The sequence below is a fragment of the Amycolatopsis sp. NBC_00348 genome, from assembly GCF_036114655.1.
Classification (GTDB): domain Bacteria; phylum Actinomycetota; class Actinomycetes; order Mycobacteriales; family Pseudonocardiaceae; genus Amycolatopsis.
Map to the genome: position 1 here is coordinate 1,374,326 of NZ_CP107994.1, position 12,882 is coordinate 1,387,207.

The 12,882-nt window shown below is 70.2% G+C and carries 12 protein-coding genes; 9 read left to right on the forward strand and 3 right to left on the reverse strand.

Annotated elements, in window-relative coordinates; translation table 11 throughout:
• Positions 1–8: 8 nt before the first annotated feature.
• Positions 9–356, reverse strand: coding sequence for a cytoplasmic protein (locus OHS58_RS06385; protein ID WP_328647492.1), 348 nt, complete (start codon positions 354–356; stop codon positions 9–11).
• Between the two features lie 36 nt (positions 357–392).
• Here OHS58_RS06385 and OHS58_RS06390 point away from each other — a divergent pair, with 36 nt between their 5' ends.
• The gene (locus OHS58_RS06390) at positions 393–989 is read left to right on the forward strand and encodes a TetR/AcrR family transcriptional regulator (RefSeq protein WP_328647493.1); all 597 of its coding nucleotides are present in this window, start codon (positions 393–395) and stop codon (positions 987–989) included.
• 163 nt (positions 990–1,152) lie between these two features.
• A complete protein-coding gene (locus OHS58_RS06395) occupies positions 1,153–1,773 on the forward strand; it encodes an RNA polymerase sigma factor (RefSeq protein WP_328647494.1) in 621 nt (206 codons plus the stop codon).
• Here the strand turns inward: OHS58_RS06395 and OHS58_RS06400 are convergent.
• Together OHS58_RS06400 and OHS58_RS06405 are read right to left on the reverse strand one after the other, a co-directional pair.
• A complete protein-coding gene (locus OHS58_RS06400; protein WP_328647495.1) occupies positions 1,770–3,146 on the reverse strand; it encodes a cation:proton antiporter in 1,377 nt (458 codons plus the stop codon). The two genes, OHS58_RS06395 and OHS58_RS06400, sit on opposite strands and share 4 nt — an antisense overlap.
• A gap of 109 nt (positions 3,147–3,255) precedes the next feature.
• Positions 3,256–4,209, reverse strand: coding sequence for a hypothetical protein (locus tag OHS58_RS06405; protein ID WP_328647496.1), 954 nt, complete (start codon positions 4,207–4,209; stop codon positions 3,256–3,258).
• Positions 4,210–4,327: 118 nt separating this feature from the next.
• Here OHS58_RS06405 and OHS58_RS06410 point away from each other — a divergent pair, with 118 nt between their 5' ends.
• The 7 genes from OHS58_RS06410 to OHS58_RS06440 all read left to right on the forward strand — a co-directional run bounded on the left by OHS58_RS06410 (position 4,328) and on the right by OHS58_RS06440 (position 12,853).
• Complete coding sequence (locus OHS58_RS06410) at positions 4,328–5,590, forward strand: ATP-grasp domain-containing protein (protein WP_328647497.1); 1,263 nt, start codon at positions 4,328–4,330, stop codon at positions 5,588–5,590.
• Between the two features lie 73 nt (positions 5,591–5,663).
• The gene (locus OHS58_RS06415) at positions 5,664–6,863 is read left to right on the forward strand and encodes an MFS transporter (protein WP_328647498.1); all 1,200 of its coding nucleotides are present in this window, start codon (positions 5,664–5,666) and stop codon (positions 6,861–6,863) included.
• A gap of 488 nt (positions 6,864–7,351) precedes the next feature.
• Positions 7,352–8,188, forward strand: a complete 837-nt coding sequence (locus OHS58_RS06420; protein ID WP_328647499.1) for an alpha/beta fold hydrolase — start codon at positions 7,352–7,354, stop codon at positions 8,186–8,188.
• The gene (locus OHS58_RS06425; RefSeq protein ID WP_326950769.1) at positions 8,181–8,753 is read left to right on the forward strand and encodes a TetR/AcrR family transcriptional regulator; all 573 of its coding nucleotides are present in this window, start codon (positions 8,181–8,183) and stop codon (positions 8,751–8,753) included. Before OHS58_RS06420 ends, OHS58_RS06425 begins: the two co-directional genes overlap by 8 nt.
• Positions 8,754–8,786: 33 nt before the next feature.
• The gene (locus tag OHS58_RS06430) at positions 8,787–10,007 is read left to right on the forward strand and encodes a low temperature requirement protein A (protein ID WP_328647500.1); all 1,221 of its coding nucleotides are present in this window, start codon (positions 8,787–8,789) and stop codon (positions 10,005–10,007) included.
• 83 nt (positions 10,008–10,090) lie between these two features.
• Positions 10,091–11,605, forward strand: a complete 1,515-nt coding sequence (locus OHS58_RS06435; protein WP_328647501.1) for an ArnT family glycosyltransferase — start codon at positions 10,091–10,093, stop codon at positions 11,603–11,605.
• 69 nt (positions 11,606–11,674) lie between these two features.
• Positions 11,675–12,853, forward strand: a complete 1,179-nt coding sequence (locus tag OHS58_RS06440) for a cytochrome P450 (RefSeq protein ID WP_328647502.1) — start codon at positions 11,675–11,677, stop codon at positions 12,851–12,853.
• The last annotated feature ends 29 nt before the right edge of the window (positions 12,854–12,882 follow it).

Genomic DNA, 12,882 nt, shown 5'->3' on the forward strand with positions numbered 1-12,882 from the left:
GTGCGTCCTCATGGTTCAGCGGGTCCCAAGGCCGTGGTCGGGACGAAGCCGTCGGGGCGAGGCTCCTTCAGTTCGATGAACACCGAGTGCGTCGGGGTGTCACCCACGTTCTCGCCTGAATGTTCCTGTGCGTCGAGCCAGCGGACAGCCCCTGCCGGCAGATCGACGCCGACTTCCCGGCCGCCGGCGTGGATCCGGCGCCGGAACGGGCTGAGGGTGACCATCACGCTGTCCGGGTGCCGGTGTGGTGCGGTCCGGTCGCCTGGCCCGTCGAGGTACTCGAGCACCCGGACGCGTTCGTTTTCGAAGGCGACTCGGTACAGCTCGGGGTTCGTTTCCATGGGGTCGTCGGCCATGACTGCCTCCTTGTGGTACTGGAGTACCATGATGGCATGGCGGTACCATATGAGTCCACCGGCCGTCGGCGGCAGAAGGGCCGGACCCGGGCCGCGTTGGTGGCGGCGGCGCACGAGTTGCTCGCGGCCGGCGAGTCGCCGGCCGTCGAGGACGCCGCCGTGATCGCGGGCATCTCGCGGACCACGGCCTACCGCTACTTCCCGAACCAGCGCACCCTGCTGCTCGCCGCCTATCCGGAAATCGAGGACGGCGTCGGGTTGCTGCCAGTCGACGCGCCTGCTGACGCGGACGCGCGCCTGGAGCTGGTCATGCGGTCGTTCCTGGATTTCGTGGTGCGGTGGGAGCCGCAGCTTCGGGCGCAGCTGCGGTTGTCCTTGGAGCCGGGGGCGACGCAGCCGGTGCTGCGTGGCGGCCGGGCGATCCGGTGGATCGAGGAGGCGCTGGCGCCGCTGGCCGAGACCCATCCGCACGTCGACATCCGCGAAACCGCCGTCGCGATCCGATCGGCGACCGGCATCGAGTCGCTGGTGTGGCTCACCGACATCGGCGGGCTCGACCGCGCACGCGCCGCCGAGGTGCTGGCCGGTTCCGCGCGGGCGATCCTTCGAGCGGCCCTCTCTCCCACGGACTGAAGGACGTGACGTCCTCGGCGCTGCCTGGGGAGCGTTGCTACGGCCCGCGTTCGTGAGCTGCTGTGTCGACGAGCTGTCGACCGACTGTCGACCGCCTGCTTGATAGTGCCGACGTATGAATGAGCTGAAAGCAGCGTCGAGAAATGGTCCGGCCACCGCCGGAATGCGAAACACGCACCGGTCCGGCCGCCTGCTCGTCCGGGATGAGCCGCCAGCGGGCCCCGCGGCCGGGACGGGCGACCTGCTCCGCGCGGCCCGTGCCGGGGATTCCGCGGCGTGGGAAGAGATCGTGCGCAGTTACGGCGGCCTCCTGTGGGCCACCGCGCGTTCCTTCCGGCTGCAACCCGCCGACGCCGGCGACGCGGTGCAACTGACCTGGCTGCGGTTGATCGAGAACTGCGTCCGCATCGACAACCCCGAACGCCTGGGCGGCTGGCTGAAGACCACGGCACACCGGGAATGCCTGCGGATCTCCCGCCGGGACACCCACCTGGCGCACGGCGCCGAAGGGCCAGGCGACTCCGCCGATCCGGCCGACGACCTGGAGGAGCGGGTGATCGACGCCGTCACCGCTCAGGCGATCCGCGCGCTCGTGAAGGAACTGCCGCCGCGCTGGCGGACCTTGCTCCACGCGTTGTACACCGACGCCCCGCGGACGTACTCGGAAATCACCGACACCCTCGGCATCCCCATCGGCAGCATCGGCCCGACGCGCACGCGTGCCCTCAAGCAGCTCCGGTGCATGATCGAGGAACGCGGGCTCGACCTGGCCACCGTCTCCTAACGGACGATGCTGCGGTCGTCCGCGGGCCGGCTCGCTTCCCGTTCGAGCTTGAGCCGACGCAGCAGCGGCCCGGTCATGACCGTCGTCACCAGCGTCATCACCACGAACGCCGCGAACAGGTCCGGGCCGATGATGCCCAGTGACAACCCCGCGGAGACCATCACGAGCTCCGTCAGGCCCCGGCAGTTGACCATGACGCCGAGGCCCGCGGACTCCCGCCAGCTCAGCCTGGTCAGCCGGGCGACCAGCGTCGTCGCCCCCAGTTTGCTGGCGACGGCTACGACGATCAGCAGCCCGCACATCAGGAAGTCCCGTGGGTTCCGCAGGAACGTGAACTGCAGGCTGAAGCCGATCACCGCGAAGAACAGCGGAAGAACGAACGTGACTCCGCGTTCGACGGTGCGGCCGAGGTGCTGTGCGGTGACGTTGTCGCGCGGCATGGCCAGGCCGACCAGGAACGCCCCGAAGATCACGTGAACGCCGATCCAGTCGGTGATGTAGGCGCCGGACACGGCGCAGAGCAGGACGACTGACGTCGAGCATCGGCGCAACGCCGTGTTCGTCCCGGCCAGCGCCAGGAAGTGCCGCAGAGCCGGGCGAACCACGAGCAAGGTCGCCGCCGCGAAGGCGATGAGCAGCCCGGCGGTCGGGATGGCGGTGGCCGCCGAATCACCGCGGGCCATCGCGACCACGACCACCAGCAGGCACCACGAGACGGCGTCGCCCGAACCCGCGGTCGCGAGGCCGAGCGTGCCGATCCTCGTCTTGATCAGGTCGCGTTCGGCGAGGATCCGGACCAGTACGGGGAACGCCGTGACACTCAGCGAAGTGCCGATGAACAACACGAACGGCAGGAGGCCCACCCCGGCCGGGCGGTACGCCCCGGCCAGCCCGGCGCCGAGCAGCAGCCCGCAGACGAGCGGCACGCCCACCATGCCGATCCCCAGCGTTGCCACCCGGCGACCCGACCCGCGCAGCAGCCCGATGGGAAGATCGGCGCCGAGCAGGAACACGAAGCAGATGATCGCCAGCTGGGCGACCAGGCCGAGGTGCGGTATCAAGTCCGCCGGGAACACCGCGCGCTGCACCTCCGGTGCGATCTGGCCGAGCAGCGCGGGGCCGAGGAAGATCCCCGCCGCCATCTCGCCGATGACACGGGGCTGACGGCCGCGGGCCGCGACCCAGCCACCCAGGCGCCCGGCCACGACGATCACCGCGATCGCGACCAGGAAACCGACGACGCGGAACCAGCCGCCGTCCCCGAGCTTTCCGAGTTTCCCGATCTCGGGAACGGCGTGCGTCATGCCGACGGTGATCAGCGTCGAGATCACGGCGACGGCCGCGAGAGTACGGCGGGATTCGGGTGCCTTCATGGCTTGTTCGGCTCCTGGGTGGGTGAACGCGTGCGTGTCCACCGATCGCCGATCCGGCTGAACGGCCGCGGTGCGGTGACGACGGCAGGTCAACCGGATCGGCCGGCGGCTACTTCAACGACCGGTAGTCCTGCCCGGCGAAGATCGGGCTGTCGGAAAGGCGCGCACCGCTTTTGTCGGCGACCTCCAGGTGGAAGGCCGTCGGCCCGGCGTAGGAGAAGTGCTTTCTGGGCACCTCCAGGTCGTGCGCCCGGTTCTTGTCGTAGGTGCTGTCATCGCAGAAGAAGCGCATGACGAACGCCATCCGGGTGTCGAGCGGGCCGTCTTCCAGCAGGACGCTCCGGTGGATGACGTCCTTGTCGAAGATCAGCGCGTCGCCGATCTCGAAGTCGTCTTCCACCGAGAAGTAGTCCAGAAGCCGCTTCATCGCCGGATCGTTCAGCGGGCCGTCCCGGAGCTGGACGAACTCCTCGAGCGTGATGTCGTCCTTGGCGTCGACGTGCTCCTTCAGCAGGCGGAACGACGCGGGATCCACGGCGGAGTACATGAAGTCGCCGGAGATCACGTTCTTGGGGACGTAGGCCATCCCGCCCCGCTGGCCGCTCGAGTCGATCGGCGCCAGCGGCGCCCAGATGGTGCAGCCGTAGTCGTCCGCGTGCTGGTAGCCGAAGCTCTGCGTGCCGATGTGCCAGGGGAAACCCTTGTCCTTCAGCTTCCGCAACTCGAACGAGAGCGCCTGCGCGAAGAACATGCCGCGCCCGGTCAGGCGGTTCATCGCGGCCCTGAAGGTTTCGTCGGTCAGCAGGGAGACGAGTTGCTCGTCCCCGTCGTACATGTCGAACGCCAGCCTGTTGAACCCGCTCTGGTACTTGTCGGTCGGGCGCGCCAGGATGTTTCCCATGGTGTGCCGCAGGTAATCCGTGAAGTCTTCGCCGTAGAACCCCCTCAACACGGTGAAGCCCCGGTCCCTGAATTCCCGGACCTGGTTCTCGTCCAGCTGAAATCGGTTGTCGAGCACTCTGCGTCTCCCATCGCGAGGCCTGTCCAACGCACTCATCACCATCAAGAGGATTTCGGCCGCCGCGCCTGATACACGGCGCCGTGTATCAGCGGAGGCACCCGGCGTCCTCTTCAAGAGCGGCGACGGGATTCGGTCCGGCCATCGAGGGGAGACGGGACGTATGAGCATCTTGATCCTGCACACGGCGAACGCCAGCCGGCGCCGGCATCTCGGCCGTGCGGCGGAATACGCGAAGCGGCACGGTGAACGGCTGATCCTGATCGTGGAGAACCCCACGTGGGAGCGGGAGTTCGCCGACCGGGTGGTCGCCGCCGACACGTCGGACATCGCGAAGACCGTCGCGGCCGCACGTGCGCTGGTCGAAGACGAACCGGAACCGGTCCGCGGCGTGGTGACGTTCGTGGAGCACAGCGTGCCGGCCGCGGCCGCGGTGGCCGCGGACCTCGGGTTGCCGTTCATCGGCGAGCGAACCGCGCGGGTCGCGCGGGACAAGTACGCGATGCGCCAGGCGTTCGCGGCCGGGGACGTGCCCCAGCCGGCGTTCGGTCTGGCCGGCACCGTCGACGAAGCCGTCGTGACGGCCGGGCGCATCGGCTTCCCGCTGGTCATGAAGCCGTTGATCGGTGGCGGGAGCATGTACGTGCGCCGGGTCGACGACCTCGCGGAACTGGCCGAACACTTCGAACCGATCAGGCGGGGCGCCTGGGACGCCTTCCGCTACGACCCGCTCCACGAGTCCGCGCTGGCGCGGTACCGGGGCTCGATCATGCTGGAGGCGTACCTGCCCGGCAGCGAGGTGAGCGTCGAATCCCTCGTCGTCGGCGGCGAAACGCACGTGGTGGCCATCCACGACAAGCCGCTTCCGATGAACGGGCCGTACTTCGAAGAGGTCTACTACACCACGCCGAGCCGGCTTCCGGCCGAGGTCCAGGCCCGGATCCGGGAGATCACCGCCGCCGCGCACCGGGCCGTGGGCATCCGCACGGGCGCCACGCACACCGAATTCCGCATCCGGGACGGCGCGGACCCGATGATCCTGGAGACCGCCGCCCGGCTGGGCGGCGGCCCGGTCTACCAGTCGCTGTTGTCGAGCACCGGGGTGGACATGGTGGCGGGCCTGCTGGACCTGGCGTTGGGCCGACAGCCGGATCTCACCTCGAAACCGGAGCCGGAACCGACCGGCTTCTACCTGTTCTTCGCGGAGAAGGCCGGGCGGATCAAGAACATCCACGGTGTGGAGCAGGTGAACGCCGATCCGGACGTGCGAGAGCTCACCTTGTACCGCGCCGTCGGCGACGACGTCGAAGTCCCGCCGGACGCCGGGCAGGCCCACGGGCACGTCGTCTTCACCGCGGACACCGTGTCCGGCCTCGGCGATGTGTTCGACCGGCTCGTCAAGACCTTGCGGCTCGAGATCGGATAACCCCCTGACCTCGGACGGCCCCGGCGATCCCGTGGGCCGTCCGAGCCCGCGTCCGGAAGGGCGGTCCACGCGCGTGCGTTCGACGAAGCGCTTCATCGGCGTCACCAGGATCGCGACCAGCCTGGGGTACTACCTCACGATCCCGTTGCTGGGCGTGGTCGCGCTCCGGGCGGGTGCGATGAGCCCGATCGAGGTGGGCACGCTGGTGGCCGTGCACGCGGTCTTCCGGCGCGGCCTCGCCCTGCCGGTCGGCGTGCTCTGCGACCGGCGTGGCGCCGAGCGCGTGCTGGTGCTCGGGCTGGTGGCGGAGGCCGCCGGCTACGCGCTGCTGGCGTCGTCGATCACCTTCCCGATCTGGCTCGCGGCCTTGGTCATCGACGGCGCCGGCGGGGCCGCGTACAACTCCGCCGGCCGCGTCGTGCTGGCGCGGGTGGCCAAGGACGACGGCAGCAGCGCGCGGTCCTTCGCCGGCTTCTACGTCGCGACGCAGGTCGGCGCGCTGGCCGGACCTCTCGCCGGCGCTTTGGTCAGCGCCGGCGGGGCACCTCGCCTGGTACTCGTGTTGTCCGCGGTCGTCTACCTCGGCGCTGCGGCCGGAGCCCTTCTCCGATACCGCAAAGTGGAACGAACCCCGCCCGCCCGCCGGCAGGGAAGCTGGCGGACGGCGTTCGCCGAACCGTTGCGCCACAAGCTTTTCGTGGGGCACTGCGTGCTGACGGTCCCGATGTGGTTCGGTGTTTCCCTGTTCGTCTCGGCGGTGCCGCTGGAGGCCGAACACCGCGGGCTGCAGTACGTCGACGTGGGGTTGATCAACTCGATGAACGCTCTGGTGGTCGTCGCGCTCGGCCACGCGGCGGGCCGGCTGACGGAGGGCTGGGCGATGTCCCGGCGGTGGGTCCTGCTCGGCGGCGGGTCCCTGGTGATGGCGGCCGGCTGCCTGCTCTGCCTGCCGGCGGGCACACCCTGGTTCTACGCCGGGATGCTGGTGGTCACGGTGGGCGAGCTCGCCTTGATCGTGGCGGCCGACGTCGTCGCGTCCGAGCTGGCTCCGAACGGGGCGACCGGCGTTTACCTGGGCTACACGACCATGTCCTGGGGCCTCGGCGCGGTACTGGCGGGCCTGCTGTCCGGCTTCCTGCTGGACGGCTCGAGCACCGGCCGCCTCTGGTTCTGGCCCGCCGCGGCGGCGTTGCTGCTGACCGGCGCGACGGGGCTCGTCACCGTCGGCCGCCGGCAGGCCCGGCGTCCGACGGTGATCGCCGCCACGGCTTGAGTGAGCGGATAGCGCCGAGGACTGCTGGAGGGCCGCGGGTCGGGCTTCGTTGATGAGGGTGAGCCGCTGTCCGCCTCCTGTGGGAGGAGGTTGGCGCCGTAGTCGTTGACGTCTCACCTCTCGGCGAAGCCGACGCGCCGTGCCAGACGACTTACCGGGACAGGATCAGCGAGGTCACAGACCACCTGACGCGCACCAGTACGCTGCTCCGCGCGCTCGAAGACGACCTGGCTATCTGAACGGGCATTGCTCGAACTGGCCCAGGCGGACGCTGACCGATACGAGAAGCCGGCGTCGCTCAACGAATACTGCTTCCTCCTTCGGACCCGCGGCATCGAGCCGCTTGGTCAACCGTCCACACCACGCTCGGCGTACCGGGGGCGGGGCGGTGACCACCCTCGACCCAGCCCCAGCCAGGGCTTGACGCCCGTTGGCTAATTGCATTAGCTTGGCGGCGAACAGAGTTAGCCAACGTTGCGGAGAACGTCATGACCGAATACCTGGACATCGCCGGCAACACCCTCGCCTACGACGTGACCGGGCAGGGGCCTCTCGTCGTTCTGGCGCACGGCATCGGCGACAGCCGGCACTCCTACCGCTTCCTCGCCCCGGCCCTGGCCGCGCAGGGGTACCGGGTCGCCAACGTCGACGTCCGTGGTTGTGGGGACTCCAGCGTCGGCTGGGATGGTTACAGCCGGACCGACATCGCCGGTGACCTGGTCGCCGTCGTGCGTCATCTCGGTGGTCCGGCCGTGATCATCGGCCAGTCGATCAGCGGTGGCGCCGCCACCATCGCGGCCGCTACCGCGCCCGATCTCATCGCCGGCGTCATCGAGCTGGCGCCGTTCACCCGCGCGCAGTCGTTCGACCTCGGCGGACTGGTGCGGGTGAAGCGGTTCCGGGCCGGCTACACCCAGATGGCGCAGGTCATGGTGCGCGGAAGGCTGGAGAGCTGGCTGAAGTACCTCGACGTGGCGCTGCCGGTCAAGCCCGCCGACTGGGACAGCGAGTCGGCGCGTATCGCGGCGAAGCTGCGTGAGCCGGGCCGGATGAAGGTGCTGCAGGCCATGTGCAAGACCAGCCCGGCCGACGCCGGTGCGCAGCTGGCCAACGTCACGTGCCCGGTCCTGATCATCGAGGGCAGCGTCGACCCCGACTGGGCCGACCCCCGCGCCGAGGGCGAGAAGATCGTCGCCGACCTGCCGCGCGGTCTCGGTGAACTGGCGGTCATCGAGGGTGCCGGGCACTACCTCCACGTCCAGACGCCCGACCAGGTCGTCGCACTGGCCCAGCCGTTCCTGGACAAGACGCTGACCCGTGCCTAGGGCCGGGCTCACCCCGGCCTCGGTCACCGAAGCCGGGGCCGCGCTGGCCGACGAGGTCGGGTTCGCCCAGCTCAGCATGGGCCTGCTGGCCGAGCGGCTCGGAGTCCGGACTTCCTCGCTCTACAAGCACGTCGCCGGCCAGGCCGATCTCGTCCACCGCATCGCGGTCCAGGCCGGCAACGAGCTCGCCGACGCCATCCGCGACGCAATCCAGGGCCGGGCGGGCAGTGACGCCTTCACCGCCGGCGCGCAGGCGATGCGGACGTACGTGAAGCAGCACCCCGGCCGGTACGCGGCGGGCAACGCCGCCCGCTCGACCGGGCCCGACGACCCGCTCGTCGCGGTGGTCGACCGGGTGCTCGCCTCGTGGGCGGCCATGGTGCGCGGGTACGGGATCGGCTCCGGTCAGGAGATCCACGTCCTGCGGATGGTGCGCACCATGCTGCACGGGTTCGCGACGTTGGAAGCGGCCAACGGATTCCAGATCGACGTCGGTGTCGACGACAGCTTCACGTGGATGATCGACTTCATCGACCACGGTTTGCGCTCCCTGGACGGGGCTTGATTCCATGATCCTTCGTGAGGAGTTGCCAGGTCCGTGAACACCGCCGACGAAGCCGAAGACGTACGGACCGAGCGGCACGCGAGCTGGGCCGAGCTGTTCTTCGACCTGGTGGTCGTGGCCGGCGTGGCGGCCCTGGCCCACGTCCTCGGATCCGAACCGGACGCCGCGGCGCTCGGTCTCTACACGCTGCTGTTCCTGGCCTTCTGGCTGTCGTGGACGACTTTCATGTTGTACAGCAACGTCGCGGCCGGGAAGACCCGCGTGGTCCGGCTGATGATCGGGATGTTCGGCCTCGGGGTGATGGTCGCGTCCGTGCCGGGCGTGGCGCATTCGGTGCTCGGCCACGACGGCGACACCCACCCGACGATCGTCTTCGCGATCGCCTACATCGCCACACGCGTCTACGGGTCCCGGTCGTGGCGCCGGGGCGAAGTGCTGCTGGACTTCCCGGTCGTGCAGTACTCGGCGGGGCTGCTGCCGTGGATCGCGTCGATCTGGGTCGACGGGCGGTGGACGCTCGTGCTCTGGGCGGTGGGGATCGCTCTCGATCTGCTGCTGATCCTGGCCGTGTCCGGCGACAAGCTCCTCAAGCAAGCCCAGGCAGCACTCACCACGCGAGCCGGTACCCGGCATGGCGCGCGCCCCGAGGGGAAGCTGCCGGTGATCCACGGGGTGTCGGTCGATCCGGCGCACTTCTCCGAACGGCTCGGGCTCTTCATGATCATCGTGCTCGGTGAATCGGTGGTGCAGGTCATCGGCGCCGCGGCCGAGGCGCACTACGACGTCGGCGTGCTGGCCACCGGACTCGCGTCGTTCGTGTTGCTGGCCGGGATGTTCGGCTTGTCCGTCGTCTTCGGCTACGCCGGCTTGCCGCACCTGCGAGCCGGCCGGATCCCCGCCCGCGCGGCGCTCGGCCTGCACTGCCTGGTCACCGGCGTCGTGGCCACCGTGGCGGTGTCGCTCTCGTCGGTGATGAAGCACGGGTCCGATCCGTTGCCCGGGCAGGGACGCTGGTTGCTGTGCGGCGCGGTCGCGACCTACTTCGCCCTCGGTGTGATCACCGGTGTGGCCAGCCACAGCTCCGACATGCAGCGGACGATCTCGCGGATCATCACGGGCATCGTGGTCCCGCTCCTGCTCGGCCTGCTCGCCCACGGTATCGGCGGCCGGACGTTGGTGGCCTGCATGGCCTTGGTGGTGCTCGCCCACCTCTGGTTCGAACGGCGCATGGCACCGGCCGAGGGCGGTGCCTGACAAGCAGAATCTAGACAAGTTCCGGTGCTTCCGCCGGTAGCGTGCTCGGTGCTCGCCGCCCGGTTCGTTCGATGGGAGTGACCTTGACCGCCCTTTTCGCGGCCCCCCGGAAGGTCAGGGACACGGCGCCCTTCGCGCGGACGCCCGTGTTCGTCGTCGCGGGGCTGCTCGGGCTCCTGCTGATCGCCGTGGCGGGACGGTACGGCTACTTCGGGGACGAGCTCTACTTCCTCGCCGCCGGACGGCATCTGGCGTGGGGGTACGCCGATCAGCCGCCGCTCGTGCCGCTGCTGGCCCGGGCGATGGAGGCGATCGCGCCGGGCTCCGTGTTCGTCCTGCGGCTGCCGGCGATGGCCGTGATGGTCGTGTCCGTGGTGCTCACGGCGCTGATCGCCCGGGAGATGGGTGGCGGCCGCCGGGCGCAGGTGTTGGGCGCGGCGACGTTCGCGGTGTCCACGCAGTTCGTGGCGAGCGGCCACTACCTGGCGACGTCCACCTTCGATCCGTTCCTGTGGACGCTGCTGGTGTGGCTGCTCGTGCGCTGGGTCCGCACCCGCGCCGACGGCCTGCTGGTGTGGTCGGGCGTCGTCACCGCCATCGCGCTGAACACCAAGCTGCTGATCGGCGCGTTCTGGCTGGTCGCCGTGATCGCCGTGCTGGCGTGCGGTCCGCGCGAGCTGCTGCGGCGGCCCGCCCTGTGGCTCGGCGGGCTCATCGCGGTGGCCGCGGTCGCGCCGACGCTGGTCTGGCAGGCCACGCACGGCTGGCCCCAGCTGGCCATGAGCACGGCGATCTCGCAGGAGGTCGCGGCGATGCCGGGTGGCCGGGCGATGATCCTGCCGGTCATGCTCGCCCTGACCGGGCTCCCGGTCGCGGCGCTGCTCCTCGGGTACGGCGGCTGGCGGCTGCTGCGCGCACCCGAGCTCCGGGAATACCGGTTCCTCGGCTGGACGACGGCCGGGCTCGCCGTGCTGTTCGTCGTCGTCGCCGGGCGGCAGTACTACGTCGCGGGCCTCTACGGCGGATGCTGGGCGGCCGCGGCGGTCGAGCTCGAGCGCGGGCGGGCGGCGCGCTGGTGGCGGTGGGCCGCCACCTGGCCGGTGTACCTGCTCACGGTGCTGATCATGCTGCCGACGGCGTTGCCGATCTGGCCGCGGTCGTGGCTGCGGGACCACCCGCAGCTGCCGAAGTCGGTGTTCTCCGCCGAAGAAGTCGGCTGGCCGGAGGTGACGGCGTCGATCGCGAAGACCTACCACGCCCTGCCCGACCCGGCCCACACGGCGATCGTGACGCGGATGTACTGGCAGGCCGGTGCCGTCGACCACTACGGCCCGGCGCTGGGCCTGCCGGAGCCGGCGAGCCCGAACCGCGGCTACCACTCGCTGGTGACGCCGCCGGATTCGGCGACGAGCGTGCTCTACGCCGGCCCGGATCCGCTGGCGCTGCAAGGGCATTTCGCGAACGTCCGGCGCGTCGGCACGGTCGACGAGGGGCTCGGGATCGCGAACACGAGCCAGGGCCTGCCGTTGTGGCTGGCCACCGGCCGGGCCGAGAGCTGGGCGGCGTTGTGGCCGAAGCTGCGGGACTTCCACGTCTGATACCCGGGAAATCCCCAGTGTAACCGGTGTTAGCGTGCCGCCCGTCCGGGCACCGGCGAAAGGGGTCAGGTGGATACCACTGTGTCCTACCCGTTCAACCACGGCGACGGCTTGGCGCTCGACGACGCCTACGCCGAAGCGCGGGAACGGCCGGGGCTGACCCGGGTGCAGCTGCCCTTCGGCGAGCCCGGCTGGCTCGTCACCCGCTACGCCGACGCGCGGCAGGTGCTGGGGGACCGCCGGTTCTCGACGCAGCTCGGCACGCAGCACGACTGGCCGCGCGTGATCCCGATGCGTGCCGAGATGGGCATCCTCGGCCTGGACGCACCCGACCACCCGCGGCTGCGGCGGCTCGTGGCGAAGGCCTTCACCGCCGCCCGCGTCGAACAGCTGCGGCCGTGGGTCCGGAACCTCGCACGCGAGCTGCTTTCCGGCCTCAAGGAGCAGGGCGGCACCGCGGACCTGGTGGAGCAGTTCGCGTTGCCGTTCTCCGTGCAGGTGATCTGCGAGCTGCTCGGCGTGCCCCCGCAGGACCGGCCGAAGTTCCGCGTCTGGACCGACTGGGTGTTCTCGACGACGCCGATCAGCCCCGAAGAGTTCATGGCCAACCACGCGGCCTTTCGCGGCTACATGGCGTCCCTCGTCGAGGCGCGCCGGGAAGAGCCGCGCGACGACCTGATCTCCGCCCTGATCCGCGCCCAGGACGACGAGGACCGGATCAGCGCGGACGAGCTGGTCGACCTCGGCAACTCGCTGCTGCTGGCCGGGCACGAGACGACCGCCGCGCAGGTCGGCAACTTCGTCGACGTCCTGCTGCACACCCCCGGCGGCTGGCAGCGGCTGCTCGACGACCCGGACCTGGTGCCGTCCGCGGTCGAGGAGCTGACCCGGTTCGTGCCGCTGATGTCCGGTTCGGTCTTCCCGCGGTACGCGGCCGAGGACATCGAGGTCGGCGGCACGCTCGTCCCGGCGGGCGAAGGGGTGCTGGTGTCCCTGGGGTCGGCCGACCGGGATCCCGCGCGGTTCGACGAGCCCGACACGCTCGACCTCGGCCGCGAGCAGAACCCGCACCTCGGTTACAGCCACGGCGCGCACCACTGCTTCGGCGCGGCGCTGGCCCGCGTCGAACTGCAGGAGGCGTTGCGCGCGCTGCTGGACCTGATGCCCGCGTTGCGGGTCACGGGGGAGATCGCCTGGAAGCCTCAGGTCGCCGTGCGCGGTGTGAGCAAGTACGTCGTGGGTTGGTGATTCTCTAGGGATTCCCCCACCTCGTTCAC

Coding starts and splice junctions, on each gene's coding strand:
- OHS58_RS06400 (WP_328647495.1), bottom strand. CDS start 3,146: ATGAAGGCACCCGAATCCCGCCGTACTCTCGCGGCCGTCGCCGTGATC.
- OHS58_RS06395 (WP_328647494.1), top strand. CDS start 1,153: ATGCGAAACACGCACCGGTCCGGCCGCCTGCTCGTCCGGGATGAGCCG.
- OHS58_RS06420 (WP_328647499.1), top strand. CDS start 7,352: ATGACCGAATACCTGGACATCGCCGGCAACACCCTCGCCTACGACGTG.
- OHS58_RS06410 (WP_328647497.1), top strand. CDS start 4,328: ATGAGCATCTTGATCCTGCACACGGCGAACGCCAGCCGGCGCCGGCAT.
- OHS58_RS06405 (WP_328647496.1), bottom strand. CDS start 4,209: ATGGTGATGAGTGCGTTGGACAGGCCTCGCGATGGGAGACGCAGAGTG.
- OHS58_RS06385 (WP_328647492.1), bottom strand. CDS start 356: ATGGCCGACGACCCCATGGAAACGAACCCCGAGCTGTACCGAGTCGCC.
- OHS58_RS06390 (WP_328647493.1), top strand. CDS start 393: ATGGCGGTACCATATGAGTCCACCGGCCGTCGGCGGCAGAAGGGCCGG.